We start from the raw sequence: 25,821 nt of genomic DNA, 5'->3' as shown, positions 1-25,821 counted from the left end.
GGTACACAAATTGGACTGAAGTGGAGAATCAAGCATGAGCGGTCAAAACCAGACCCCGTACTATTTCGTGCCGCATCCGTCGCACCATCCGATCAGTGCGGCCATCGGGCTGCTGGTCATGCTCGGATCGACGGCGCTGTGGATCAACGGTCACGACTGGGCGCCGTTTACGGCGCTGCTCGGCCTGCTTTGGTTGCTCTTCACGTTGTATCACTGGTTCGGCGACGCGATCGCCGAATCGGAAGGCGGTCAATACGGCAAGAACGTCGACAAGTCGTACCGCTGGAGCATGAGCTGGTTCATCTTCTCCGAAGTCATGTTCTTCGGCGCGTTCTTCGGCGCGCTGTTCTATGCGCGTGAAATCGCGCTGCACCAGCTCGGCAGCCTCGACTACAAGCTGATCTGGCCGGACTTCTCCGCCGTGTGGCCGAACGAAGGCCCCGCCGCGCTCGCCGGTCACTTCAAGACGATGGGCCCGTGGCCGATCCCGACGCTCAACACGGCATTCCTGCTGTCGTCGGGCGTGACGCTGACGATCTCGCACCACGCACTGCGTGACGATCATCGGAAGAAGGCGATCGCATGGATGGTCGCAACGCTCGGGTTCGGTATCTGCTTCCTGTTCCTGCAGGGTTTCGAGTACTACCACGCGTACAACGAACTGAACCTGACGCTGAATTCGGGCGTGTACGGTTCGACGTTCTTCCTGCTGACCGGCTTCCACGGCTTCCACGTGTTCCTCGGCGGCACGATGCTCGCGGTGGTGCTGGTGCGGATGATCCGCGGCCACTTCACGCCCGAGCACCACTTCGCATTCGAAGGCGCCGCGTGGTACTGGCACTTCGTCGACGTCGTCTGGCTCGGCCTGTACGTCGTCGTCTACTGGCTGTAAATGAAAAACGGCCCGCGCAGCAATGCGCGGGCCGTTTTCATTGGTGTTGGCCCCGCAGCGGCTGGCTGCGCGTCGACACCACCCTGGCGCCGCCGCGACTCAGTCAGGCGGCGCTTTTGCTTGGTGGCGCGGCCGTGCGGCGAAATGTCACAGCGGTCGCATCGGTTGCAGCGGGCCGCGGCGGCACATGCGTCAACGGCCGATCGGCAGGCCGGTCGAATGGATCCAGCCCATCCAGTTCGCGAGCAGGATGAACAGGAACAGCGAGACCGACAGCCCGACGCGGGTGGCGAGCGACCAGACCATGCGTTTCGTGTGGCCGCGGTCGTGCATCATGAAGTAGAGCGCCGAGCCCATGCTGGCAATGATGAGGACGAAGGCGATGGGAACGAGTATGTGCATGACACGAACCGGACGACGGCAATTCGAAAGGAAGAGGATAATTATCGCACTTCGCTTTCGCGAATGTGCCCGGCGGGCCGCACGATGAAGATTCGCTGGCTGCCTGCGCTGCTGATTCTGGTCGTCGTCGCGGTCACGATCCGTCTCGGTTTCTGGCAGCGCGATCGCGCGCACCAGAAGGAAGCGCTGCAGGCGAGCATCGTGCGCTACGAGCATGCGGCGCCCGTCGATGTCGGCGCCGAGCCGATTGCGCTCGCGTCGATCGAGTTTCGTCGCGTGCGTGCGAAGGGCCGCTTCCTGCCCGAGCAAGCCGTGTTCCTCGACAATCGGCCGTATAACGACCAGCCGGGTTTTTACGTCGTGATGCCGTTTAAACTCACGGGCGGCGGCGTCGTGCTCGTCAACCGCGGCTGGCTGCCGCGCAACATCGCCGATCGCACGGCGATCGAGTCGTTCGCAACGCCCGCGGGCGATGTCGAGATCGTGGGCATCGCGCGCGCCGACGCGTCGCGTGCGTTCGAGCTCGGCGAAGGCGGATCGGCGGCGCACCAGAAGATCCGGCAGAACCTGGACGTCGCCGCGTATGCGAAGGAAACGGGGCTGCCGCTTCAGCCGTTCGTGATCCAGCAGACGAGTGACGACGGCGACAAGCTCGTGCGCGACTGGCCGGCGGCGACGACCGGCGTCGAGCGCAATTACGGTTACATGTTTCAGTGGTGGGCGATGGCGGCGGCCGCGCTCGGCTTCGGCCTGTACGCCGCGCGGCGTGCCGCGAAGAAGTCGGCCGGCGCATGAGCGCCATGCCAGGACGCGGCGCAAGCGCCGCGGGTTCGTTTCGAGAGGTCTGATTTGTCCATGCAATCTTCCCGTCAGGGTCCGGCCGCTGCGCCGATCTCGCCCGCGGCCCGCAAGCGCGGCCGCTGGATGCTCGTGCTGCTGGGTCTCGTGTGCGCGGCGCCGATGCTCGCGTCGTACTTCACCTATTACGTGATCAAGCCGAAGGGCGGTTCGACGAACTACGGCACGTTGATCGAGCCGCAGCGCCCGATCCCGGCGGATCTGCAGGTCACCGACGAAACCGGCAAGACGGTGCCGCTGTCGTCGCTGCGCGGCGTGTGGCTGTTCGTGATGACCGACCGCAGCGCGTGCGACGAAGCGTGCGCGCAGAAGCTCTACTTCATGCGCCAGATCCGCGTCACGCAGGCGGGCGAACGGCACCGGATCACGATGGTGTGGCTGCGCAGCGATGCGGGCGCGATGCCGCAGAAGGTGCTGGACGCGTATCCGGACACGCGCCGGCTCGTCGCCGATCCGGCCGCGGTGGCCGCGTGGCTGCCGGCCGACGCCGGCACGAAGGACAGCGACCATATCTACATGGTCGACCCGAACGGCAACCTGATGATGCGCTTCCCGAAAGACCCGAATCCCAGCAAGATCAAGTCGGACGTCACGAAGCTGCTGAAGTGGTCGAGCATCGGCTAAGGCAATACAACGAGGCACCATTCCGATGTCGTATCTACTGCAACTCGGCCTGATCGGCTTCTGCATCGCGCTGCTGCCGTTGTCGTACGTGTGGGTGAAGGCCGACGACGACAAGTTCCGCAAGCTCGTGTGGATCACCACGTTCCTGACCCTCGACCTGGTGATGTTCGGCGGCTTCACGCGGCTGACCGATTCGGGGCTCGGCTGCCCCGACTGGCCCGGCTGCTACGGCACGTCGTCGCCGTTCATCGCGCACGCTGCGATCACGGCCGCGCACCAGGCGATGCCGACGGGCCCCGTCAGCATGACGAAGGCGTGGATCGAGATGATCCACCGTTATTTCGCGATGGCGATCGGCGTGCTGATCATCGCGCAGGTCGTGATCGCGTGGGCCGCGCGGCTGCGCCGCCGCCCGCTGCACGTGTCGCCGTGGTGGCCGACGAGCCTGCTGCTGCTGATTCTCGTGCAGGGCGCCTTCGGCGCGTGGACGGTCACGATGAAGCTGCAGCCCGTGATCGTCACGATCCACCTGCTGCTCGGCCTCGTGCTGCTCGGCACGCTCGGCTGGCTCGCGGCGCGGCAGACGCCGCTGCCGTCTCATGACCCGGAGGCCGGGCGCTATCGCGCGGCCGCGCTCGCGGCGCTCGTGCTGCTGGTCGTGCAGATCGCGCTCGGCGGCTGGGTGAGCACCAACTACGCAGTGCTCGCGTGCACCGACTTCCCGACCTGCAACGGCCAGTGGATCCCGCCGATGGACTTCCAGCACGGCTTCCACCTGTGGCGCGCGCTCGGGATGACGAAGGACGGCGACGCGATCACGCAGGATGCGCTGGTCGCGATCCACTGGACGCACCGCACGTTCGCGTTCGTCGTGGTCGCGTACCTGGTCGCGTTCGCGTTGAAGATGCGCCGCTTCGAATCGCTGCGGCGGCCCGCGAACGGCGTGCTGCTGGTCGTCCTGCTGCAGTTCGTGACGGGCCTGACCAACATCGTGCTGCAGTGGCCGCTGCCGGTCGCGGTCGCGCACAACGGCGGTGCCGCGATCCTGCTGCTGCTCGTCGTCATGTTAAACTTTCGCATCCTTTCAAGCCGCCCCGGCCGTGTCGCGCAGCCTGCGCGCGACGCCGCCCCGGCGTGACCGCCCCCATGCAAAGCACCCTCTCCCAATCGCCCGGTAGCCGCTTTTCCCAGTACATGGCGCTGACGAAGCCGCGTGTCACGCAGCTCGCGGTGTTCTGCGCGGTGATCGGCATGTTCCTCGCGACGCCGGGCATGGTGCCGTGGCGTGTGCTGATCGGCGGCACGATCGGCATCTGGCTGCTGGCCGGCGCCGCGTTCGCGATCAACTGCCTCGTCGAACAGAAGATCGACGCGATGATGCGCCGTACCGCATGGCGCCCGTCCGCGCGCGGCGAGATCACGACGCCGCAGATCCTGGTGTTCTCGGCCGTGCTCGGCAGCGTCGGCGCATGGACGCTCTATACGTTCACGAACCCGCTGACGATGTGGCTGACGATCGCGACGTTCGTCGGCTACGCGGTGATCTACACGCTGCTGCTCAAGCCGATGACGCCGCAGAACATCGTGATCGGCGGCGCGTCGGGCGCGATGCCGCCGGCGCTCGGGTGGGCCGCGGTCACCGGCGCGGTGCCCGGCGACGCGTGGATCCTCGTGCTGATCATCTTCGTGTGGACGCCGCCGCATTTCTGGGTGCTCGCGCTCTATCGCCGCAAGGATTACGAGACCGCGGGGCTGCCGATGCTGCCCGTCACGCACGGCGAGAAGTTCACGCGGCTGCATATCCTGCTGTACACGGTGATCCTGTTCGCCGTCACGCTGATGCCGTTCATCTCCGGGATGAGCGGGGCTGTCTACCTGACGAGCGCAGTGCTGCTCGGCGCGGTGTTTCTCGCGTATGCGTGGAAGATCTACCGCGACTATTCGGACGAACTCGCCCGCAAGGCCTTCCGCTACTCGATCGTCTATCTGTCGCTGCTGTTCGTCGCGCTGCTCGTCGATCACTATGCACGCCCGCTGCTCGGCGTGTAACCGCACGGTTTGAACGCAATGCTCCATTCACGGTTCGGGCGCCGCGCGCGCCAAGGCTGGATGCTCACGTGTGCATTCGCGGCAGCGCTGCTGCTCGCCGGATGCGACAACGCGCCGAAATTCCAGAATCTCGACCTCACCGGCAACACGCAGTTCGGCAACGACTTCTCGCTGCCCGATACCGCCGGCAAGGTACGCACGCTCGCCGACTTCAAGGGCAAGGCAGTCGTGATGTTCTTCGGCTATACGCACTGCCCGGACGTGTGCCCGACCACGATGGCCGAGCTGTCCGAGGCGCTGAAGCAACTCGGGCCCGATGCCGCGAAGCGCGTGCAGGTGCTGTTCGTCACCATCGATCCGGAGCGCGACACGCCGGCGCTGCTCGGCCAGTACGTGCCCGCGTTCGATCCGTCGTTCGTCGGCCTGCGGCCGGCCGACGAAGCGGCGCTGAAGAAGGTCGCGAAGGATTTCCGCGTGTACTACGCGAAGGTGCCCGGCAAGACGCCCGGCAGCTACACGATGGATCACACCGCCGCGAGCTACGTGTTCGATCGCGACGGCAAGCTGCGCCTGTTCGTGCGCGACGGCCAGGGCCCCGGCCCGTGGGTCCACGACCTGAAGCTGCTGGTCGGCTGACCGGCAGGCGTCGGGCGCCCGGCCCGGCGTTTCGCGTGACGGCCGTGTCGCGCCGTCACGTATTCACTCTTCCCCTTGTCGTTTGCATGCGCTGCCCGCCGGGCGGCGCGTCGGCACGCGCGTGCGTGCCGCGCAGGTGCCGCGTTACGGCAGCGCCGGCACGTTGAAGCCGGATGCGGCGCGCGTGATCCGGAATTCCGTCACGCGATACGTCGCGAGCCCCTCGGTGACGAACGGGTCGGTCTTCAGGATCGCGTCGAGTTCGTCGCGATCGATGCGGGCCGCGAGGATCACGCCGCCTTCGCGCGGCACCTTCGGCCCCGCCGCGATGAAGATGCCCTTGTCGAGCAGCGGCTGCAGATACGCACGGTGGCGTTCGAGCGCGTCGTCGATGCGCTCGAGCGATGCCGTGTAGTGGATGTCGATGACGTACATGGATGGCCCCGGAGTGGCGCCGGCGCTTCGCGCGCCGGCCAGCCGGCCTTTGTAGCACAGCGGATGCGGGCTGTCGCGCCGGCGGGTGCGTTGCGGGGCGGCGGCTGCGTGTCGGCCGCCGGTTCGCCGCACCGGCGTGTATTCAAGTTGTAAGCCTCGTTGCCGTAAATGCAAGGGCAACCGTTTGCGCGCGGCAGGCCGGTCGCGCGCATCGTGTGCATCGACATCGACAAAGGCACGCAGATGAGCAGAATGAGTTTGAACCGCAAGCTGTGGCTCGCGCTTGCGCTGGTATGGATCGGTCTCCTGGGCGTCGGCGCCTGGAGCGCCTACGAGACGCGCGCGACGATGCTCGCCGAACGCAAGGCCGGCATCGCGAATCTCGTCGACTCGGCGGTCGGCATCGTGAAGTCGTATCACGCGCTCGCACAAGGCGGCACGCTGCCCGAGGCCGACGCGAAGCGCGACGCGCTCGCGAGCCTTGCCGCGATGCGCTACGGCGATTCGGGCTACGTGTTCGTGATGGACTCGAAGCCGGTCGTGCTGATGCATCCGACGCTGCCGAAGCTGGTCGGCACGCAGGTCGGCGACTATCTCGATCCGGACGGCAAGCCGCTGTTCGTCACGATCCTGAATGCCGCGAAGTCGACCGGCAGCGGCTTCGCCGCATATCGCGGGCGGCTGCCGCACAGCGAGACCGCGGTGCCGAAGATCAGCTACGTCACGCGTTTTGCGCCGTGGGACTGGAACATCTCGAGCGGCGTCTTCCTGAAGGACATCGACACCCTCTACTACCGGACGCTGCTCGGCCACCTCGCTGTCGTGTTCGTGATCGGCTTCGTGATCAGCGCGGCGATGCTGGTGATCATTCGCAACGTGCGCGCCAGCCTCGGCGGCGAGCCCGACGAAGCGGCCGCGCTCGCGACGCGCATCGCGCAGGGCGACCTGACGCAGCCGGTGCCCGTGCGCGCGGGCGACCGCACGAGCATGATGGCCGCGATGCGCGACATGCAGGCGCGGCTGCAGGCGACGATCGGCGGGATTCGCCAGTCGGCCGAATCGATCGCGTCGGCGAGCCGCGAGATCTCGGCCGGCAATGACGACCTGTCGCAGCGCACCGAGGAGCAGGCCGCGTCGCTGGAAGAAACGGCCGCGAGCATGGAGCAGCTGACCGCGACGGTGAAGCAGAACGCCGACAACGCGCGGCAGGCGAGCGGGCTCGCGAACAACGCATCGGACATCGCGCGCACGGGGAGCGACGTCGTAAACCGCGTGATCGGCACGATGGGCGAGATCGACGACAGCTCGCGCAAGATCGCCGACATCATCGGCGTGATCGAGGGCATCGCGTTCCAGACCAACATCCTCGCGCTGAACGCGGCGGTCGAGGCCGCGCGCGCGGGCGAGCAGGGCCGCGGCTTCGCGGTGGTCGCGGGCGAAGTGCGCTCGCTCGCGCAGCGCAGCGCGACGGCCGCGAAGGAGATCCGCGAGCTGATCGTCGCGTCGGTCGAGCGCGTACGCAACGGTTCGACGCTGGTCGGCCAGGCCGGCACGACGATGGGCGAGATCCTGCAGGCCGTCGCGCGCGTGACCGACATCATGGGCGAGATCGCGGCCGCGTCCGAGGAGCAGGCGAGCGGCATCACGCAGGTCGGGCGCGCAGTCACGCAGATGGACCAGGTGACGCAGCAGAACGCGGCGCTCGTCGAGGAGGCCACCGCGGCCGCCGCGTCGCTGCAGGAACAGGCCGCGCGGCTGCGCGACGCGATCGGCGCGTTCCGGGTCGGCGATGCCGGCGGCGTGTCGCCGCGCCGGGCCGGCGAACGGGCGGTCGAGCCCGCGTTCGGCACGAAGGCGGCCGACGAGGCAGCGGTGGCGTGACGCGTACGGCCGAGGCCGATCAGCGATAGGAAAAACACAACTAACGGCCGAGTCGCGCCTCCGCCGCCAGCACCGCTGCGGTGCATACCCATATGAGCGGGATGTATTTCACTTCCCGCCGATCCTGTGACACCATTTGCGCCTTCCTGCGAGTCGGGGCTTACCCGTATCGCGCCCTATTTCCAGTAAGCAAGAAAGCGAGAAACAGATGAAGCGTCGCAGTCTCCTGAAGGTATTTTCCGTGCTGGCCACCGGTGCAGCGCTGACGCTGTCGGCGGGCGTGCACGCCGAGGACAAGGTGATCAAGGTCGGCACGGTCGCCGGCCCGGATTCGGAAGTGTGGCAGTTCGTGCAGAAGGTCGCGAAGGAGAAGGAAGGCCTGAACGTGAAGGTCATCGAGTTCAACGACTACGTGCAGCCGAACGCGGCGCTCGACTCGGGCGACCTCGACGCGAACAGCTTCCAGCACCAGCCCTACCTCGACAGCCAGGTGAAGCAGCGCGGCTACAAGATCGTCAGCGCGGGCCTGACCTACATCTCGCCGATCGGCGTGTACTCGAAGAAGTTCAAGTCGCTGAAGGACCTGCCGCAAGGCGCGAAGCTCGCGGTGCCGAACGATCCGTCGAACGAGAACCGCGCGCTGCTGCTGCTGCAGACGCAAGGCGTGATCAAGCTGAAGTCGGGCGCCGGCACGGGCGGCAACAACGCGACGGTGCTCGACATCGCCGAGAACCCGAAGAAGCTGAAGATCTCCGAACTCGACGCCGCGCAACTGCCGCGCGTGCTGTCGGACGTCGACGCGGCCGTGATCAACACGAACTACGCGCTGGCCGCGAACCTGCAGCCGACCAAGGACGCGATCGCGCTCGAAGCGCTGACGAGCCCGTACGCGAACCTGATCGCCGTGCGCGCGAAGGACAAGGACCAGCCGTGGGTGAAGAAGCTGGTCAAGGCGTACCAGTCGCCGGAAGTGAGGGAGTTCATCAAGAAGCAGTTCAAGGGCTCGATGGTCGCGTCGTTCTGAACGCCGCGCACCGGTCGGACCGCTGAACGAAAAGGGCCTGCATCGCGCAGGCCTTTTTTCATTGGCGCGGCCGGTGGACGGCCGCGCGGTGCGCCGCGTTCAGCGCCGGCTCACATGTCGCCGCGCCGCGAGCAGATCGCCATGATCTGCTGGATCGCATAGTTGTCGCGCACACCCGGCAGCGACTGCACGACGCACTCGTGAAAGCGCCGCTCGCGCGGCAGCAGCATCGCGTTGTTGCGGTACAGCGCGTCGCAGGAGCGCTGGATCAGCTGGGCCGCGGCGCCGTTGCGGCTTTCGCGCAGCGCGCCGAGCATGCACTCGTCATATTGCGCGTAGCCGTCGGTCAGCGCGAATGCCGCGCCCGGCAGCGCCAGCGCGACGGCGGCGAATGCGATTGCACGGACTCCCCGTTTCATGTGCCCTCCGATGGTGTCGCCTGGGTCGGCGACAGCATAACGTAAAGCCGTCAACGCGGCTGATGCGTTGCGCCGATGCCGGCGGGAGCCGCCGCCGGCCGGGCTTCGCGCGCGGTCGCGGGCACCGGCGGGCAGCGCAATCCGGCGCGCCGGGCGAAAGCGCGGAGTCAGGCGGTGGTCTGCGGAAATGGTATCCTCGTGCGTTCGCCGCTACGCACCTTCCCGGGGTGCGCGCGGGCCGGCCGCCGCCGGGTTTTACGCGCGGCGGTGCCCGCCTGACGGCGGCGGGAATCCATCATCCAGAACCGACACAATACGGGGGAGACTCATCCATGAAGCGATTCAAGACTTTCGCGATCAGTTCGATCACGGCCGGCGTGGCCGCACTCGCGCTGGCAGGCGCCGCGCACGCGCAGACCGTCAAGGTGCTGTCGATCGTCGACCATCCGGCGCTCGACGCGATCCGCGACGGCGTGCGCGCCGAACTGAAGGCGGAAGGCTACGGCGACGACAAGCTCAAGTGGGAATACCAGAGCGCGCAGGGCAACACGGGCACGGCCGCGCAGATCGCACGCAAGTTCGTCGGCGACAAGCCCGACGTGATCGTCGCGATCGCGACGCCGGCCGCGCAGTCGGTCGTCGCGGCGACGAAGAGCGTGCCGGTCGTCTATTCGGGTGTCACCGATCCGGTCGCCGCGCAACTGGTGAAGGGCTGGGGCCCGTCGGGCACCAACGTGACGGGCGTGTCCGACAAGCTGCCGCTCGATCGCCAGGTCGCGCTGATCAAGCGCGTCGTGCCGAATGCGAAGACGGTCGGCATGGTCTACAACCCGGGCGAGGCGAACTCGGTCGTCGTCGTTCAGGCGCTCAAGGAGATCCTCGCGAAGCAGGGGATGACGCTGAAGGAAGCGGCCGCACCGCGCACCGTCGACATCGGCCCGGCCGCGAAGAGCCTGATCGGCAAGGTCGACGTGATCTACACGAACACCGACAACAACGTCGTGTCCGCGTACGAAGCGCTCGTGAAGGTCGCGAACGAAGCGAAGATCCCGCTCGTCGCCGGCGACACCGACAGCGTGAAGCGCGGCGGCATCGCGGCGCTCGGCATCAACTACGGCGACCTCGGCCGCCAGACGGGCAAGGTGGTCGCGCGCATCCTGAAGGGCGAGAAGCCGGGCGCGATCGCGTCGGAGACGAGCAGCAACCTCGAGCTGTTCGCGAACACGGGCGCGGCCGCGAAGCAGGGCGTCACGCTGTCGCCGGATCTCGTGAAGGAAGCGAAGACGGTCATCAAGTAAGCCGCGGCCCGACCGCCGCGCTTGCAGGCCCGATCCGGGCCTGAACGACATCGCCGGACGGGCGGCTCCCACCCGGGGCCGCCCGTTCGCTTCGCCCGGCCGTACACGTCCGGCCGGGAAGCAACAGGATTTCCCCATCATGTCTCTGTTCTCGTTTCTGGGCGCGCTGGAGATCGGCCTGATCTTCAGTCTCGTCGCCCTCGGGGTGCTGATCTCGTTTCGCATCCTCAACTTCCCCGACCTCACCGTCGACGGCAGTTTTCCGCTCGGCGGCGCCGTTGCCGCGACGCTGATCTCGGCCGGCTACGACCCGTTCTCCGCGACGGCGTTCGCGATCGTCGCGGGCGCGCTGGCCGGCTTCATCACGGGCTGGCTCAACGTGCGCCTGAAGATCATGGATCTGCTCGCCAGCATCCTGATGATGATCGCGCTCTATTCGGTGAACCTGCGGATCATGGGCCGGCCGAACGTGCCGCTTATCACCGAGCCGACGCTGTTCACCGTGCTGCAGCCCGACTGGATGCCCGACTACGTGCTGCGCCCGGCGCTGCTCGCGATCGTCGTCGTGGTCGCGAAGCTCGGCCTCGACTGGTTCTTCTCGTCGCAGCTCGGCCTCGCGATGCGCGCGACCGGCGCGAACCCGCGGATGGCGCGTGCACAAGGCATCGCGACCGGCCGCGCGACGCTCGCCGGGATGGCGCTGTCGAACGCGCTCGTCGCGCTCGCCGGCGCGCTGTTCGCGCAGACGCAGGGCGGCGCGGACATCTCGATGGGGATCGGCACGATCGTGATCGGGCTGGCCGCGGTGATCATCGGCGAGACGCTGCTGCCCGCGCGCCGGCTCGTGCTGACGACGCTCGCCGTCGTGCTCGGCGCGATCGTCTACCGCTTCTTCATCGCGCTTGCGCTGAACAGCGAATTCATCGGCCTGAAGGCGCAGGACCTGAACCTCGTGACGGCCGCGCTCGTCACGATCGCGCTGGTGCTGCCGGCGACGCGCAAGAAGCTGTTCGCGCGCAAGAACGGAGGGGCATGACATGCTGTCCGCACAAGACCTGAAACTCACGTTCAATCCCGGCACGCCGATCGAGACACGCGCGCTGCGCGGGCTGTCGCTCGAGATTCCCGACGGCCAGTTCGTCGCGGTGATCGGCTCGAACGGCGCGGGCAAGTCGACCTTCCTCAATGCGGTCAGCGGCGACCAGCGCGTCGATTCGGGCCGCATCTCGATCGACGGCGCGGACGTCACGCGCCAGCCCGCGTGGGACCGTGCGCACCTCGTCGCGCGCGTGTTCCAGGATCCGATGGCCGGCACCTGCGAGGCGCTGACGATCGAGGAGAACATGGCGCTCGCGACGGCGCGCGGCGTGCGGCGCAGCTTCCGGGCTGCGCTCGATCGTCCGTCGCGCGAGCTGTTCCGCGACAAGCTGCGGCTTTTGAACCTCGGCCTCGAGAACCGGCTGACCGACCGGATCGGGCTGTTGTCGGGCGGCCAGCGGCAGGCCGTGAGCCTGCTGATGGCGTCGCTGCGGCCGTCGCGGATCCTGCTGCTCGACGAGCACACGGCCGCGCTCGACCCGAAGACGGCCGCGTTCGTGCTGGAACTGACCGCGCGCATCGTCGCCGAGAGCAAGCTGACGACGATGATGGTCACGCACAGCATGCGGCAGGCGCTCGACTACGGCGACCGCACGGTGATGCTGCACCAGGGGCAGGTCGTGCTCGACGTGTCGGGCGACGCGCGCAAGGGGCTCGACGTGCCGGACCTGCTGCAGATGTTCGAGAGGGTGCGGCACGAGCAGCTCGACGACGACGCGTTGTTGCTCGGCTGACGGGCGGCAGGCGGGCCGGCGCGGTGCGGGGTGCTGCATCGTGCCGGTTTGCGTGAAGGTTGGCATGCCGATCCGGCCGGGCGATTCGGCGCGCGTGCGTCGCAACGGGCCGGATGGTTGTGGCGGGCGTTCGGGCGGCACGATCCGGCCACGCCCGATCCGGCGCGCCGTAACATGACGGGCGCGCCGGTTTTCCCCCTGTTTTCCTCTGACAAAAACCGGTTTCGCACCGGCGCTGTGCGATGCGAGCGCATTGCCATATACTGTATATCCATACAGTTGTGGGTGGCGTCATGCTCGCATCCTCCATTTCTCCCGAATCCCTTCATCCATCGCTCTGGCGCGGCTCGCAGCTCGCACGCGGCGGTCCGCGCACGATCGACACCGGCTTCGCGCCGCTGTCCGCCGAGCTGCCGGGCGGCGGCTGGCCGGTCGGCGGGCTCGTCGAACTGCTGGCCGCGCAGCCAGGCTGCGGCGAGATGCGGCTGCTTGCGCCCGCGCTCGCGCGCACCGTCAGCGCCCGGCGTCCGCTCGCGCTCGTCGCGCCGCCGCAATCTCCGCATGCGACCGCGCTCGCCAGTCTCGGCGTGCCGGCCGACGCGTTGCTGTGGCTGCGCGCCGGCAGCCGCACGGATGCGTTGTGGGCCGCCGAGCAGGCGCTCAAGACCGGCTGTTGCGGCGCGCTGCTGCTCTGGCAGGATCCGCGGCCCGATGCGCTGCGGCGCCTGCATCTCGCGGCCGCGCGCACGGGCGACACGCTGTTCGTGATGCTGCGCCCGCTGTCGGCTGCGCGGCAGCCGTCGCCGGCCGTGCTGCGCGTCGCGCTGTATCCCGTGCCGGGCGGCGTGTCGCTCGATATCGTCAAGCGTCGCGGGCCTGCGCGCGGCGAGCCGCTCGTGCTCGACCTGCCGTCGCCCATCGTGGAGAGTCGTTATGCGCGTCTTGCTCGGCATCCATCTGCCGCGCCTGCCGCTCGACGTGTGCGCCCCGCAGCCGTCTGACGCAGCGGCCGGCGGCGCCGGCTGCGCGGTGCTCGAGCAGGGCGTCGTGCTGATCGCCGATGCAGCCGCGCGCCGGCAAGGCGTGCGCGCGGGCATGAAGCGCGGCGGCGTGCTGACGCTCGCACCCGAGACGCAGCTCGTCGAACGCGATCCCGCGCGCGAGGCCGATGCGCTGCGCGCGGTCGCGCTCGCGTTGCTGCGCTTCTCGCCATGCGTCGCGCTCGACGACGAAGCCACGCTGATCGTCGACGTCGGCCCGAGCCTGCGCCTGTTCAGCGGCTTGCCGTCGCTGTGCCGCCAGGTGCGTGCGACGCTCGCGGCGCTCGGTTATGCGGCGCGCTTGTCCGCCGCGCCGACCGGGCGCGGTGCGTGGCTGCTCGCGCGTGTCTCGGCCCGCGCGCGGATCCGGCGCCGGGTGGCCGCCCCTGCGTCGCTGGTTCGCGCGCTCGATGGGCTGCCGTGCGTGCTGCTGCCCGATGCGCGTCCGTATGCGGGCTGGTTCGACGGCCTCGGTTGCCGCACGCTCGCCGATCTGCGCCGCTTGCCGCGCGCGGGGCTGCAGCGCCGCTGCGGTCCCGCGCTGCTGGCCGCGCTCGATCGCGCGTACGGCGATGCAGTCGAGCCGCTTGCGTGGATGGCGGTGCCGCCCGTGTTCGACGTGCGGCTCGAATTGCCGGAGCGTGTCGAATACGCGGAAGCCGTGCTGTTCGCCGCGGGGCGGCTCGTCGTGCAGCTCTGCGGCTGGCTGGCCGCGCGGCAACTGTCGCTGGCCGCGATGACGTTCGATCTCGAGCACGAGCGCGGCCGCCAGGCCGTGCCGCCGACGCCGCTCGAACTCGGGTTCGCCGCACCCGTGCGCGACGAGGCGCACTTCATGCGGCTGCTCGGCGAGCGGCTCGCGCGCGTCGAGTTGCCGGCCGCGGTGATCGCGGTGCGTCTGAAGGCCACGCGCGTCGAATCGGTCGCGCCGCCGGCCGACGATCTGTTTCCCGAGCCGGGCGGCACGCGCGAGACGCGTGCGCGGCTGTTCGAGCTGCTGGTCGCGCGGCTCGGCGGGGAGAACGTACTGCGCGCGGCGCCCGTCGCCGATCACCGGCCCGAGGCCGCGAACCGCTGGCTGCCGCTCGATGCGCAGGCCGGCAAGCCGGCCGGTGGTCCGCCGGCCGTGCCGCCGCGTCCCGCATGGCTGCTGGCCGAGCCGCTGCCGTTGCTGATGCGCGGGGAGCGGCCGGTATTTCATACGCCGCTCAGGATGATGTCGTCGCCCGAGCGGATCGAGGCAGGGTGGTTCGATGGTCAGCTTGCCGCGCGCGATTACCACGTTGCGCAAGATGAAGCCGGTGCGTGCTACTGGGTGTTCAGGGAGCGAGCGGGGAGCGAGTCCGAGCCGCGCTGGTTCCTGCACGGCCTGTTCGGGTGAGTGGTGATGGCTGCGGAATTCAGTTGGCTGCCCGATTACGCGGAGTTGTTCTGCCGTTCGAACTTCTCGTTCCTGCATGGCGCGTCGCATGCGGAGGAACTGGTCGAGCGTGCGTTCGAACTCGGCTATCGCGGGATCGCGATCACCGACGAATGTTCGCTCGCAGGTGCGCCGCGGATGCATGTCGCGGCGAAGGCGAAAGGGCTGCCGCTCGTCATCGGTTCGTATTTCGAAGTCACGCCGGATGAAGTCGCACCGGGCCACGATCCGGGCCCCGGCGCGTTCGGGCTCGTGCTGCTCGCGCAGAACCGCGAGGGCTACGGCAACCTGTCCGAGCTGATTTCGTGGCGGCGAATGGCGTCGCCGAAGGGTACGTACCGGCTGACGTCGCGGATGCTGTCGGTGCCGCCCGAGGAGTTTGCGCACTTGCGTGGCATGCCCGATTGCTTCGCGGTTCTCGTGCCCACGTATCCGGTGCGTGCGGATGTACTCGATGCGCAGGTTGCATGGTTTCGCGCGACATTCGGCGAGCGGGCCCGGCTCGGGCTCGTGCAACTGCAGCGCGCGCTGGACGGTGTGCAACGCGAGGAGATTCGTGCGGCGGGCGAGCGACGTGGTGTACGCGTCGTTGCGCTCGGCGACGTGACAATGCACCGGCGCTCGTGCAAGGCGCTGCAGGATGTGATGACGGCGATTCGCGTCGGGATGCCGGTGTCGGAATGCGGCTATGCGCTCGCACCGAATGCGGAACAGCACCTGCGTTCGCGCGGGCGGATCGCGAAGTTGTTTTCGTCGGACGAGATCACGGAGACGTGCGCGATTCTCGATGCGTGCGATTTCTCTCTCGACGAGTTGAAGTATGAATATCCACTCGAACTCGTGCCGCGCGGGCATACGCCGACCAGTTTCCTGAAACAGGAAACGTGGGCCGGCGTATTCCGTCGTTATCGGAACGGTGTGCCGCCCAAGGTGGCAACGCAGATCCGGTATGAACTCGGCCTGATCGCAAAGCTGAACTACGAGCCGTTCTTCCTGACCGTCTACGACATCGTCAAATATGCGCGCAGCCAGAACATCCTGTGCCAGGGACGCGGTTCGGCAGCGAACTCGGTCGTCTGTTTCTGCCTTGGCATCACCGAGGTGAATCCCGAACAGAGCACGATGCTGTTCGAGCGCTTCATCAGCGTGGAGCGCGGCGAGCCGCCCGATATCGACGTCGACTTCGAGCATCAGAGCCGGGAAGAAGTCATTCAGCATATCTACAAGAAATACGGCAAGGATCGCGCGGCACTCGCGGCGGCCGTTTCGACCTATCGTCCGCGCGGCGTGCTGCGCGAAACCGGCAAGGCGCTCGGTGTCGATCCGATGCTGATCGACCGAGTCGCGAAGGGGCATCGCTGGTTCGACGGCAGCCGTGACCTGTTGCAGCAATTCGCGACGACCGGGCTCGACCCGGCGACGCCGATGATTCGCGCATGGGCCGAATTGTCGGGGCGCTTGCTCAACTTTCCGCGCCACCTGTCGCAGCACTCGGGCGGCTTCGTGATCAGCCGAGGCAAGCTCACGCGGCTCGTGCCGGTCGAGAACGCTGCAATGGACGGGCGTCGCGTGATCCAGTGGGATAAAGACGATCTCGAATCGCTCAAGCTGATGAAGGTCGACGTGCTCGCGCTCGGCATGCTGTCGGCGCTGCATCGCGCGTTCGATATGGTTACCTCGTGGCGCGGGCCGCCGCTGCGCGACGGAAAACCGTTCACGCTGAAAAACATTCCTCAAAAGGATGAAACGACCTACGACATGATCTGCCGCGCCGACACGGTCGGCGTGTTCCAGATCGAATCGCGCGCACAGATGTCGATGCTGCCGCGTCTGCGGCCGCGCAACTACTACGATCTCGTGATCCAGGTATCGATCGTTCGGCCGGGGCCGATCCAGGGCGGCGCGGTGCATCCGTACCTGAAGCGGCGCAGGATCATTGCTGGCGAGGAAGAGGGCGAGGTGACGTATCCGAGCGAGGCACTCAGGGAGGTGCTCGTTCGTACGCTTGGCGTGCCGATCTTCCAGGAGCAGGTCATGCAGATCGCGATCGTCGCCGCGGGTTTCACCCCCGGCGAAGCGGATGAACTGCGTCGCGCGATGGCCGCATGGAAGCGCAAGGGCAACCTCGAGAAGTATCACGACAAGATCGTCCACGGCATGCTCGAACGCGGCTACACACGCGAATTCGCCGAGCAGATCTTCGAGCAGATCAAGGGCTTCGGCGAATACGGTTTCCCCGAGAGCCACGCGGCGAGTTTCGCCAAGTTGGCCTACGCCAGCAGCTGGCTCAAATGCCACGAACCGGCGATTTTCCTCGCCGCATTGCTGAACAGCCAGCCGATGGGCTTCTACCCGCCGTCGCAACTCGTGCAGGACGCGAAGCGCCACGGCGTGCAGGTCCTGCCGGTCGATGTGACGCAAAGCGGCTGGGAAGCGTCGCTCGAAGCGCTGCCCGATCAGCTGCCTCCACACGGCCAGCCGGCTGTGCGGCTCGGCCTGTCGCTCGTGCGCGGTCTCGGCGAGGCGGCCGCGCGGCGCATCGAAATCGCGCGCACGGCCGGCCCGTTCGAGAACGTCGACACATTGGCCCGCCGCGCGCAGCTCGAACGCCGCGACCTCGAAGCGCTCGCCGCCGCGAACGCGCTCGCGACGTTGGCCGGCCATCGCCGCGACGCGCTGTGGCAAGCCGTCGCCGCGGCGCCGGAGCGCGACCTGCTCGCCGTCGCGCCGATCGACGAAGCGGAGAAGCCCACGCTCGGCGCGCCGTCGGAGGCCGACGACATCCTCGCCGACTATCACACCACCGGCCTCACGCTGAACCGCCACCCGGTCGCATTGCTGCGGCCCGCGCTGCGCGCGCAGCGGCTGTCGTCCGCGGCCGAACTGCGCGACCGCCCCGACGGCCGGCTCGCACGCGCGTGCGGGCTCGTGACCGCGCGGCAGATGCCGGGCACCGCGAAAGGCGTGATGTTCATGACGCTCGAGGACGAAACGGGCTGCGTGAACGTGATCGTCCGGCCCGAACTGCTCGCGCGGCAGCGCCGCGAAACCCTCGATTCGCGGCTGCTCGCGGCATCCGGCGTGTGGCAGGTCGTGAGCGACGTGAGGCACCTCGTCGCGCAGCATTTCGAGGATCTGACGCCGCTGCTCGGCGGCCTGCGCACGTCGAGCCGCGAGTTCCACTGACGCCACCGATGCGTGCCGCCGGCACGCGCGGCGCTTCGCGAGACGATGCATACCAGTCGGCTCAACTGGTTCTATTCCGGTCTCATATTCGAACCCGAAACCTGGCTAAAACGTGCACAGGAACTGTCCCCTTGCATACCACTCCGGGTAAATCCCTATCCCGCACTGCGTTGTAAACAAAGGATTTCCCGGCACTAAAACGCTTGCGCAGCAAGGCTCCCGGCGATTTTTGCGCCTCTAATACCAGTTCGTTGACTGGTATTATGGTGGTTATATAATGCGTTCACTTTCGACGGCCCGAGGTCGTCGTCCGACACCCGGAGGCACATGGAAACCGGCTGGTCCGAACTGGCGCCCGATCCCCTCAGCGACACCCCGCTTTATCTGCAGCTCGCCCGCAACCTGGCGAGCGCGATTCACGGCGGCGCGTGGCGGGCCGGCGAGGCGCTGCCGTCGGAGCGGCTGCTGTCGGTGTCGGTCGGCGTATCGCGGATCACGGCCCGCCGCGCCCTCGCGCTGCTGGTCGAGCAGGGGCTGATCACGCGGGCGCGCGGTGCGGGCAGCTTCATCACGCCGCGCGTCGCCGATCCGCTGTCGCGTCTCGTCGGCTTCACCGCGAAGATGCAGCAGCGCGGCTTCATGCCCGATTCGGTGTGGCTGTCGCGCAAGTTGCGCGCCGCGAGCCGCGACGAGATCGTGCATCTCGGCCTCGCGCCGGGCGCGACCGTTGCTCGGCTCGAACGGCTGCGCCGCGCGGACGGCATCGTGATGGCCGTCGAGCATTCGACGCTGCCGGCCGCGGTGGTGCCGGATCCGCAGGCGCTCGGCGCGTCGCTGTACGAATACCTGGAAGCGCGCGGCATGGTCGTCGTGCGCGCGCTGCAGCACTTTCGCGCGGTGAACGCGACGCGCGAGATCGCGAAATGGATGGCGGTGAAGCCGGGCGCGGCGCTCCTCGTGATCACGCGCATCGGCTACGGTGCCGATCAGCGCGCGATCGAAGTGACCGAATCGTATTGCCGCGACGACTATTACGACTTCGTCGCCGAACTGAAACGCTGACGCGCGAGACTGCCCGCGCGCCAAGCAACGCGATGGGCGCGAAGCAACGACACGAATTTGCAAATCACGACGCGGATGCCCGCGTCACCAGATCATCAAGAGAACGTCATGCTGACTGGAAACATCCTCACCCCCGCCGGCTGGATTCACGGTTCGCTCGACAGCGAGAACGGCCGCATCACCACGCTCGACGGCACGCCCGCCGATCCCGCGAAGAACGGCGCGCCGTACATCCTGCCCGGCTTCATCGACCTGCACGTGCACGGCGGCGGCGGCGCCGACGTGATGGAAGGCGGCGACGCGATCGAGACGATCGCCCGCACGCACGCGCAATTCGGCACGACGAGCCTGCTCGCGACGACGATGACGGCGCCGCGCGACGAACTGATGAAGGTCGTCGGCAACCTCGGCAGCGTTGCGCGTACCCGCACGCCGGGCGGCGCGCGCGTGCTCGGCGTGCACCTCGAAGGGCCGTACATCAACCCCGGCAAGCTCGGCGCGCAGCCCGACGCGGCCGTGTCGGCCGTGCTCGACGAAGTGCTGAAGTACCTGTCGATCGCGCCGATCCGCGTCGTCACGCTCGCGCCGGAAATCGCCGGCCACATCGAGATCATCGGCGAGATGGCCGCGCGCGGCGTGCGCGTGCAGCTCGGCCACTCGCTCGCGACCTACGACGATGCCGTCGCCGCGCTCAAGCACGGCGCATGCGGCTTCACGCACCTGTTCAACGCGATGTCGCCGCTGCATCACCGCAACCCGGGCCTGGTGGGCGCGGCGCTTGCGCATGCCGAATACGCGGAAATCATTCCCGACCTGCTGCACGTGCACCCGGGTGCGATTCGTGCGGCGCTGCGTGCGATCCCGCGCCTGTACGTCGTGACCGACAGCACGTCCGCAACGGGCATGCCCGACGGCGAATACCGGCTCGGCAGCCAGCACGTGACGAAGTGCCTCGGCGGCGTGCGGCTGGCCGACGGCACGCTCGCCGGCAGCACGCTGACGATGGACCAGGCGCTGCGCAACCTCGTGTCGCTCGGCCTGCCGATCGCCGACGTGTCGAACCGGATGTCGCGCTATGCGGCCGACTACCTCGGCATCGCCGATCGCGGCCGCCTCGAGCGCGGCGCATGGGCTGACCTCGCGGTGTTCGATCGCGACCTGAACCTCACCGCGACCTACGTCGAAGGAGAATCGATTGTCGAATATGCTTAAGGAAGCGCGCGAGTCCGCCCAGGTCGTCGCCGCGCAAATCGCCGACACCACGCGCGTCGAAGCGCTCGCCGGCCAATTGCTCGATCACCCGCCGGCCGTCGCGCTGACGGTCGCGCGCGGCAGCTCGGATCACGCCGCCAGCTATTTCGCGAGCCTGACGATGAGCCGCCTCGGCGTGCCGGTCGCGTCGCTGCCGATGTCGGTCGCGACGCTGCAGCAGGCGCCGCTGAAGGTGCAGGATCAACTCGCGATCGCCTTCTCCCAGTCGGGCAAGAGCCCCGACCTCGTCAACACGATGGCCGCGCTGCGCGAAGCCGGCGCGCGCACCGTCGCCGCCGTCAACGTGCTGCCGTCGCCGCTCGCCGATGCGTGCGAGCACCAGTTGCCGCTGCTTGCCGGCCCCGAACTGTCGGTCGCCGCGACCAAGAGCTATATCGCGATGCTGTCGCTGTCCGCGCAGATCGTCGCTTACTGGCAGCGCGACGCCGCGCTGATGACCGCGCTGCGCGGCTTGCCCGACGTGCTCGCGCAGGCCGGCCGGCTCGACTGGTCGCAGGCCGTTGCCGCGCTCGCGGGTGTCGAGCGGATGATCGTCATCGGCCGCGGCCTCGGTCTCGCGATCGCGCAGGAAGCCGCGCTGAAGCTGAAGGAAACGTCCGGCATCCAGGCCGAGGCGTTCTCGAGCGCCGAAGTCCGTCACGGCCCGATGGAGCTGATCGACCGCGACTATCCGCTGCTCGTGTTCGCGCCGCCGGGGCCCGAACAGGCCGGCCTGCTGCAGCTCGCGCAAGACATGCGCGCTCGCGGCGCCGCCGTGCTGCTCGCGGCGCCCGCCGGCACGCCCGGTGCGACGTTGCCGCTCGCGCAGTCCGCCCATCCGGCGCTCGACCCGATCGCCGCCATTCTTTCGTTCTACGTGATGGCGGCGGATCTCGCCGTCGCGCGCGGCCGCAATCCCGACACGCCGCGCCACCTGAACAAAGTCACCGAAACGCACTGATAGCCGAGACAGCCGATGAGACGCGCCGAGGAGTCCCAGTTGAAGAGCCCCACCCACGATCAGATCGTCCTGCTTGCTCCGTTGACGGGGCCGATCGTTCCGCTGGCCGACGTGCCCGATCCGGTGTTCTCCGGCGGGATGTTCGGCGACGGCATCGGCATCGACCCGCTCGCGGGCAAGCTCGTCGCGCCGTGCGCGGGCATCGTGTCGCATCTCGCGCGCACGGGCCACGCGGTGACGATCACGACGCCGCAAGGCGCGGAAGTGCTGCTGCACATCGGCATCGACACCGTCGAGCTGAACGGGCAGGGTTTCGCCGCGCACGTCGAGGCCGGCGCGCGCGTCGAAGCGGGCGATCTGCTGATCGAGTTCGACCAGGACGCGGTCGCGCGCAGCGCGCACTCGCTCGTGTCGGTGATCGCGATCGCGAACTCCGACGCGTTCGACGTCGTCGATCGCGCGAGCGGTTTCGCGACGGCCGGCGAGACGCCGCTGCTCGCGCTGCGCGGCAAGGGCGAAGCGGCCGCGCAAGCGGCGCAGGCCGGCGCGGCGGCGCACCACGAAGTGCGCCGCGAGATCGTGCTGGCGCAGCCGGGCGGCCTGCATGCGCGGCCGGCCGCACGTGCGCGTGAAGCCGTGCGCGGGTTCGACGCGACCGTCGACGTGCTGTTCGACGGCCGCAAGGCATCGATCGCAAGCGTCGTCGGCCTGCTCGGCCTCGGTGCCGGCGAAGGCGCGACGGTCGAACTGGTCGGCCGCGGCGCGCACGCGCAGCAGGCCGTCGATGCGGTCGAGCACGAGTTGCTGCGCGAAGCGCACGGCGAAGTCGAGGAAAAGCCGGCGCGGCTGAGGTCGCCCGCGCCGCAGACGGTCGCGCGCAACGTCGGCGCTTCGATTGATCCGAACACGCTCGCGGGCGTATGCGCGGCGCCGGGTATCGCAGTCGGCACGCTGGTGCGTCTCGACGATGCGGAAATCGTGCCGCCCGAACCGGCATCCGGCACGCCGGCCGCGGAAAGCCGCCAGCTCGACCAGGCGCTGAAGGCCGTCGACGGCGAACTCGACGAAACGGTCCGCAGCGCATCGGCGCGCGGCGCGGTCGGCGAAGCGGGTATCTTCGCGGTGCATCGCGTGCTGCTGGAGGACCCGACGCTGATCGACGCGGCACGCGACCTGATCAGCCTCGGCAAGAGCGCGGGCTTCGCATGGCGCGCGACGATCCGCACGCAGATCGACACGCTGTCGAAGCTCGACGACGCGCTGCTTGCCGAACGCGCGGCCGACCTGCGCGACATCGAGAAGCGCGTGCTGCGCGCGCTCGGCCACACGAACGGCGCGGCGCGTGCGCTGCCCGACGAGGCGGTGCTCGCGGCCGAGGAATTCACGCCGTCGGACCTGTCGTCGCTCGATCGCCAGCGCGTGACCGCGCTCGTGATGGCGCGCGGCGGCGCGACGTCGCACGCGGCGATCATCGCGCGGCAGCTCGGCATCCCGGCGCTCGTCGCGGTCGGCGATGCGCTGTATGCGATTCCGGACGGCACGCAGGTCGTCGTCGATGCGAGCGCGGGCCGTCTCGAACACGCGCCGACCGCACTCGACGTCGAACGCGCGCGGCACGAGCGCCAGCGCCTGGACGGCGTGCGCGAGGCGAACCGGCAGTTGGCCGGCGTTGCCGCCACGACGGCCGACGGCCGCGCGATCGAGGTCGCCGCGAACATCGCGACGCTCGACGACGCGAACACCGCGGTCGACAACGGCGCGGACGCGGTCGGCCTGCTGCGCACCGAACTGATGTTCATCCATCGCCAGGCCGCGCCGACGGTCGTCGAACACCAGCAGAGCTACCAGTCGATCGTCGACGCGCTGCAGGGCCGCACGGCGATCATCCGCACGCTCGACGTCGGCGCCGACAAGGAAGTCGACTACCTGACGCTGCCGCCCGAACCGAACCCGGCGCTCGGCCTGCGCGGCATCCGCCTCGCGCAGGTGCGCCCCGATCTGCTCGACGATCAGTTGCAGGGCCTGCTGGCGGTGAAGCCGTTCGGCGCGGTGCGCATCCTGCTGCCGATGGTCACCGACGCGGGCGAGCTCGTGCGGCTCAGAAAGCGCATCGACGAATTCGCGCGCGCGCAGGGCCGCACCGAGCCGATCGAGGTCGGCGTGATGATCGAGGTGCCGTCGGCCGCGCTGCTGGCCGACCAGCTCGCGCAGCACGCGGATTTCCTGTCGATCGGCACCAACGACCTGACGCAGTACACGCTCGCGATGGACCGCTGCCAGGCCGATCTGGCCGCGCAGTCCGACGGCCTGCATCCGGCCGTGCTGCGCCTGATCGACATCGCGGTGCGCGGCGCCGCGAAGCACGGCAAGTGGGTCGGCGTGTGCGGCGCGCTCGGCGGCGATCCGCTCGCGGTGCCGATCCTGGTCGGCCTCGGCGTGACCGAACTGTCGGTCGACCCGGTCGCGGTGCCGGGCATCAAGGCGCGGGTGCGCCGTCTCGATTACCAGTTGTGCCGTCAGCGCGCGCAGGATCTGCTCGCGCTCGATTCGGCACAGGCGGTAAGGGCAGCAAGCCGCGAGGTCTGGCCGCTCGACTGAACGTCGACGGCAGGCTCGCGACCCGTTTCACTACGAAAGCAATTAGGTCAACGACGCTTAACGACGAGACAAGGATTGGAGGACTGAATGAACGGGAATCCGTTTCTGAAAATACAGGGCCTGGGCCGGGCACTGATGCTGCCGATCGCGGTATTGCCGGTTGCCGGCATCCTGCTGCGACTCGGTCAGCCTGACGTGTTCAACATCAAGATGATCGCCGACGCCGGCGGTGCGATCTTCGACAACCTGCCGCTGCTGTTCGCGATCGGCGTGGCGGTCGGCTTCGCGAAGGACAACAACGGTGTTGCTGCGCTCGCGGGCGCGATCGGCTACCTGATCGAAACCGCGATCATGAAGGACATCGATCCCAAGCTGAACATGGGCGTGCTGTCCGGGATCATCGCGGGTGTGGTCGCGGGCTTGCTGTACAACCGCTACAAGGACATCAAGCTCCCGGACTACCTCGCGTTCTTCGGCGGGAAACGGTTCGTGCCGATCATCACGGGGCTGGTCTGCGTGGTACTCGGCATCGTGTTCGGGTACGTGTGGCAGCCGGTTCAGCATGTGATCGACGCGGCCGGCCAGTGGCTGACGACGGCGGGCGCGATCGGTGCGTTCGTGTTCGGCTTCCTGAACCGCCTGCTGCTCGTCACGGGCCTGCACCACATCATCAACTCGCTCGCGTGGTTCGTGTTCGGCAACTTCACGCCGGCCGCCGGCGGCGACATCGTGCACGGCGACCTGCACCGCTTCTTCGCGGGCGACCCGACCGCGGGCACCTTCATGGCCGGCTTCTTCCCGATCATGATGTTCGGCCTGCCGGCTGCGTGTCTCGCGATGCTGCACGAAGCGCCGAAGGAGCGCCGCGCGATGGTCGGCGGCCTGCTGTTCTCGATGGCGCTGACGTCGTTCCTGACCGGCGTGACCGAGCCGATCGAATTCAGCTTCATGTTCCTCGCGCCGGTGCTGTACGTGATCCACGCGGTGCTGACGGGGCTGTCGCTCGCGATCTGCCAGATCGTCGGCGTGAAGCTCGGCTTCACGTTCTCGGCCGGCGCGATCGACTACGTACTGAACTACGGGCTGTCGACGAAGGGCTGGATCGCGATTCCGCTCGGCATCGCGTACGGCGCCGCGTACTACGGGCTGTTCCGCTTCTTCATCCGCAAGTTCAACATGGCGACGCCGGGCCGCGAGCCGGCATCGGCCGATGCGGCGGCGGAATCGTACGCATCGGGCGGCTTCGTCGCGCCGGCCGCGGGCGCTGCTGCGGCTGCGCCGCGTGCGCAGCGCTACATCGCCGCGCTCGGCGGTGCGGGCAACCTGACGGTCGTCGACGCATGCACGACGCGCCTGCGTCTGACCGTCGTCGATCCGGAGAAGGTATCGGAGCCGGAACTGAAGTCGATCGGCGCGCGCGGCGTGCTCAAGCGCGGCGGCAACAGCGTGCAGGTGATCATCGGGCCCGAGGCCGACCTCATTGCCGACGAGATGCGTACCGCGATCGGCAGCGGCGCGACCGGCGCGGCGTCGACGGCGACGGCCGCCGCGGCGCAGCCCGTCACGGGCGCGGCCGCCGGCCCGCTCGATCCGGAACCGGCCCGCTGGCTCGCGGTGTTCGGCGGGGCGACCAACGTCGCGTCGCTCGACGCGATCGCGACCACGCGCCTGCGTGTCGTCGTGCGCGATCCGTCGGCGGTCGATCGCGATCGTCTCGGTGCGCTCGACGTCGCGTGGGTGTCGCTCGACACGTTCCACATCGTCTGCGGCAACGCGGCGGCACGTTATGCCGAGCAGCTTGGCGCGCGCCTGCCGCCGGCGGGCGGCGGGGCGGCTGCGCAACCGGCATGACGCAATAAGGCCGGCAGGATCCGCGCTGCGGGTTCGGGCCGGTCGGCAGAAACGAAAGCGGCTTGCGATGCGTCGCAAGCCGTTTTTCTTTGGTGCGGGCGA

At 68.4% G+C, this 25,821-nt stretch carries 22 protein-coding genes; 19 read left to right on the top strand and 3 right to left on the bottom strand.

Annotation, left to right across the window (positions count from 1 at the left end):
* Nucleotides 1–34 precede the first annotated feature (34 nt).
* Complete coding sequence (locus ABD05_RS04250) at nt 35–892, top strand: cytochrome c oxidase subunit 3 (RefSeq protein ID WP_047899089.1); 858 nt, start codon at nt 35–37, stop codon at nt 890–892.
* Nucleotides 893–1,084: 192 nt separating this feature from the next.
* On the opposite strand, the gene ABD05_RS04245 is transcribed toward ABD05_RS04250, so the two are convergent.
* A complete protein-coding gene (locus ABD05_RS04245; protein ID WP_034179103.1) occupies nt 1,085–1,294 on the bottom strand; it encodes a twin transmembrane helix small protein in 210 nt (69 codons plus the stop codon).
* An 84-nt stretch (nt 1,295–1,378) separates the two neighbouring features.
* On the opposite strand from ABD05_RS04245, the gene ABD05_RS04240 reads away from it, so the two are divergent.
* From ABD05_RS04240 to ABD05_RS04220, 5 genes are read left to right on the top strand one after another with little or no spacing between them, the layout of a single operon-like run.
* Nucleotides 1,379–2,089 (top strand): SURF1 family protein, encoded by a 711-nt coding sequence (locus tag ABD05_RS04240; RefSeq protein ID WP_047901073.1) that lies wholly within the window; start codon nt 1,379–1,381, stop codon nt 2,087–2,089.
* Nucleotides 2,090–2,149: 60 nt separating this feature from the next.
* Nucleotides 2,150–2,776, top strand: coding sequence for an SCO family protein (locus ABD05_RS04235; protein WP_047899088.1), 627 nt, complete (start codon nt 2,150–2,152; stop codon nt 2,774–2,776).
* 25 nt (nt 2,777–2,801) lie between these two features.
* Nucleotides 2,802–3,914, top strand: a complete 1,113-nt coding sequence (locus ABD05_RS04230) for a COX15/CtaA family protein (RefSeq protein WP_047899087.1) — start codon at nt 2,802–2,804, stop codon at nt 3,912–3,914.
* Between the two features lie 8 nt (nt 3,915–3,922).
* Complete coding sequence (gene cyoE, locus ABD05_RS04225; RefSeq protein ID WP_047899086.1) at nt 3,923–4,825, top strand: heme o synthase; 903 nt, start codon at nt 3,923–3,925, stop codon at nt 4,823–4,825.
* Between the two features lie 18 nt (nt 4,826–4,843).
* The gene (locus ABD05_RS04220) at nt 4,844–5,461 is read left to right on the top strand and encodes an SCO family protein (RefSeq protein WP_047899085.1); all 618 of its coding nucleotides are present in this window, start codon (nt 4,844–4,846) and stop codon (nt 5,459–5,461) included.
* A 144-nt stretch (nt 5,462–5,605) separates the two neighbouring features.
* On the opposite strand, the gene ABD05_RS04215 is transcribed toward ABD05_RS04220, so the two are convergent.
* Entirely contained in the window at nt 5,606–5,896 is a 291-nt protein-coding gene (locus ABD05_RS04215) for a YciI family protein (protein ID WP_047899084.1), read from the bottom strand.
* A gap of 243 nt (nt 5,897–6,139) precedes the next feature.
* Here ABD05_RS04215 and ABD05_RS04210 point away from each other — a divergent pair, with 243 nt between their 5' ends.
* Together ABD05_RS04210 and ABD05_RS04205 are read left to right on the top strand one after the other, a co-directional pair.
* Nucleotides 6,140–7,777 (top strand): methyl-accepting chemotaxis protein, encoded by a 1,638-nt coding sequence (locus ABD05_RS04210; protein ID WP_047901072.1) that lies wholly within the window; start codon nt 6,140–6,142, stop codon nt 7,775–7,777.
* Between the two features lie 208 nt (nt 7,778–7,985).
* Nucleotides 7,986–8,801, top strand: coding sequence for a MetQ/NlpA family ABC transporter substrate-binding protein (locus tag ABD05_RS04205; RefSeq protein ID WP_047899083.1), 816 nt, complete (start codon nt 7,986–7,988; stop codon nt 8,799–8,801).
* Between the two features lie 110 nt (nt 8,802–8,911).
* Here ABD05_RS04205 and ABD05_RS04200 read toward each other — a convergent pair whose 3' ends face one another.
* A complete protein-coding gene (locus ABD05_RS04200) occupies nt 8,912–9,220 on the bottom strand; it encodes a VF_A0006 family four-cysteine protein (RefSeq protein WP_047899082.1) in 309 nt (102 codons plus the stop codon).
* 332 nt (nt 9,221–9,552) lie between these two features.
* Between ABD05_RS04200 and ABD05_RS04195 the strand changes: the two genes are divergently transcribed.
* The 11 genes from ABD05_RS04195 (at nt 9,553) to nagE (ending at nt 25,719) form a co-directional block, all read left to right on the top strand.
* Complete coding sequence (locus tag ABD05_RS04195) at nt 9,553–10,518, top strand: ABC transporter substrate-binding protein (protein WP_047899081.1); 966 nt, start codon at nt 9,553–9,555, stop codon at nt 10,516–10,518.
* A gap of 139 nt (nt 10,519–10,657) precedes the next feature.
* The gene (locus tag ABD05_RS04190; RefSeq protein ID WP_047899080.1) at nt 10,658–11,554 is read left to right on the top strand and encodes an ABC transporter permease; all 897 of its coding nucleotides are present in this window, start codon (nt 10,658–10,660) and stop codon (nt 11,552–11,554) included.
* A gap of 1 nt (nt 11,555) precedes the next feature.
* Nucleotides 11,556–12,350: an ABC transporter ATP-binding protein gene (locus ABD05_RS04185; RefSeq protein ID WP_047899079.1), complete on the top strand. Its 795-nt coding sequence runs from the start codon at nt 11,556–11,558 to the stop codon at nt 12,348–12,350.
* 293 nt (nt 12,351–12,643) lie between these two features.
* Nucleotides 12,644–13,351, top strand: coding sequence for a translesion DNA synthesis-associated protein ImuA (gene imuA, locus ABD05_RS04180; RefSeq protein ID WP_047899078.1), 708 nt, complete (start codon nt 12,644–12,646; stop codon nt 13,349–13,351).
* Complete coding sequence (locus ABD05_RS04175; RefSeq protein ID WP_047899077.1) at nt 13,284–14,771, top strand: Y-family DNA polymerase; 1,488 nt, start codon at nt 13,284–13,286, stop codon at nt 14,769–14,771. Before imuA ends, ABD05_RS04175 begins: the two co-directional genes overlap by 68 nt.
* Nucleotides 14,772–14,777: 6 nt before the next feature.
* The gene (locus ABD05_RS04170) at nt 14,778–17,996 is read left to right on the top strand and encodes an error-prone DNA polymerase (protein WP_047899076.1); all 3,219 of its coding nucleotides are present in this window, start codon (nt 14,778–14,780) and stop codon (nt 17,994–17,996) included.
* Nucleotides 17,997–18,323: 327 nt separating this feature from the next.
* Nucleotides 18,324–19,058: a GntR family transcriptional regulator gene (locus tag ABD05_RS04165; protein ID WP_047899075.1), complete on the top strand. Its 735-nt coding sequence runs from the start codon at nt 18,324–18,326 to the stop codon at nt 19,056–19,058.
* Nucleotides 19,059–19,166: 108 nt separating this feature from the next.
* Entirely contained in the window at nt 19,167–20,270 is a 1,104-nt protein-coding gene (gene nagA, locus ABD05_RS04160; RefSeq protein WP_047899074.1) for an N-acetylglucosamine-6-phosphate deacetylase, read from the top strand.
* Complete coding sequence (locus ABD05_RS04155) at nt 20,263–21,270, top strand: SIS domain-containing protein (protein WP_047899073.1); 1,008 nt, start codon at nt 20,263–20,265, stop codon at nt 21,268–21,270. Before nagA ends, ABD05_RS04155 begins: the two co-directional genes overlap by 8 nt.
* Nucleotides 21,271–21,285: 15 nt before the next feature.
* Nucleotides 21,286–23,868, top strand: a complete 2,583-nt coding sequence (gene ptsP, locus ABD05_RS04150; RefSeq protein WP_047899072.1) for a phosphoenolpyruvate--protein phosphotransferase — start codon at nt 21,286–21,288, stop codon at nt 23,866–23,868.
* Between the two features lie 87 nt (nt 23,869–23,955).
* Complete coding sequence (nagE, locus tag ABD05_RS04145; protein WP_047899071.1) at nt 23,956–25,719, top strand: N-acetylglucosamine-specific PTS transporter subunit IIBC; 1,764 nt, start codon at nt 23,956–23,958, stop codon at nt 25,717–25,719.
* The last annotated feature ends 102 nt before the right edge of the window (nt 25,720–25,821 follow it).

Origin of the sequence: Burkholderia pyrrocinia, assembly GCF_001028665.1 — a bacterium.
In the GTDB taxonomy this organism is placed as follows: Bacteria; Pseudomonadota; Gammaproteobacteria; order Burkholderiales; family Burkholderiaceae; genus Burkholderia; species Burkholderia pyrrocinia.
The sequence above is the reverse complement of the archived record's forward strand: the minus strand, read 5'-3'. Positions and strand labels throughout refer to the sequence as shown.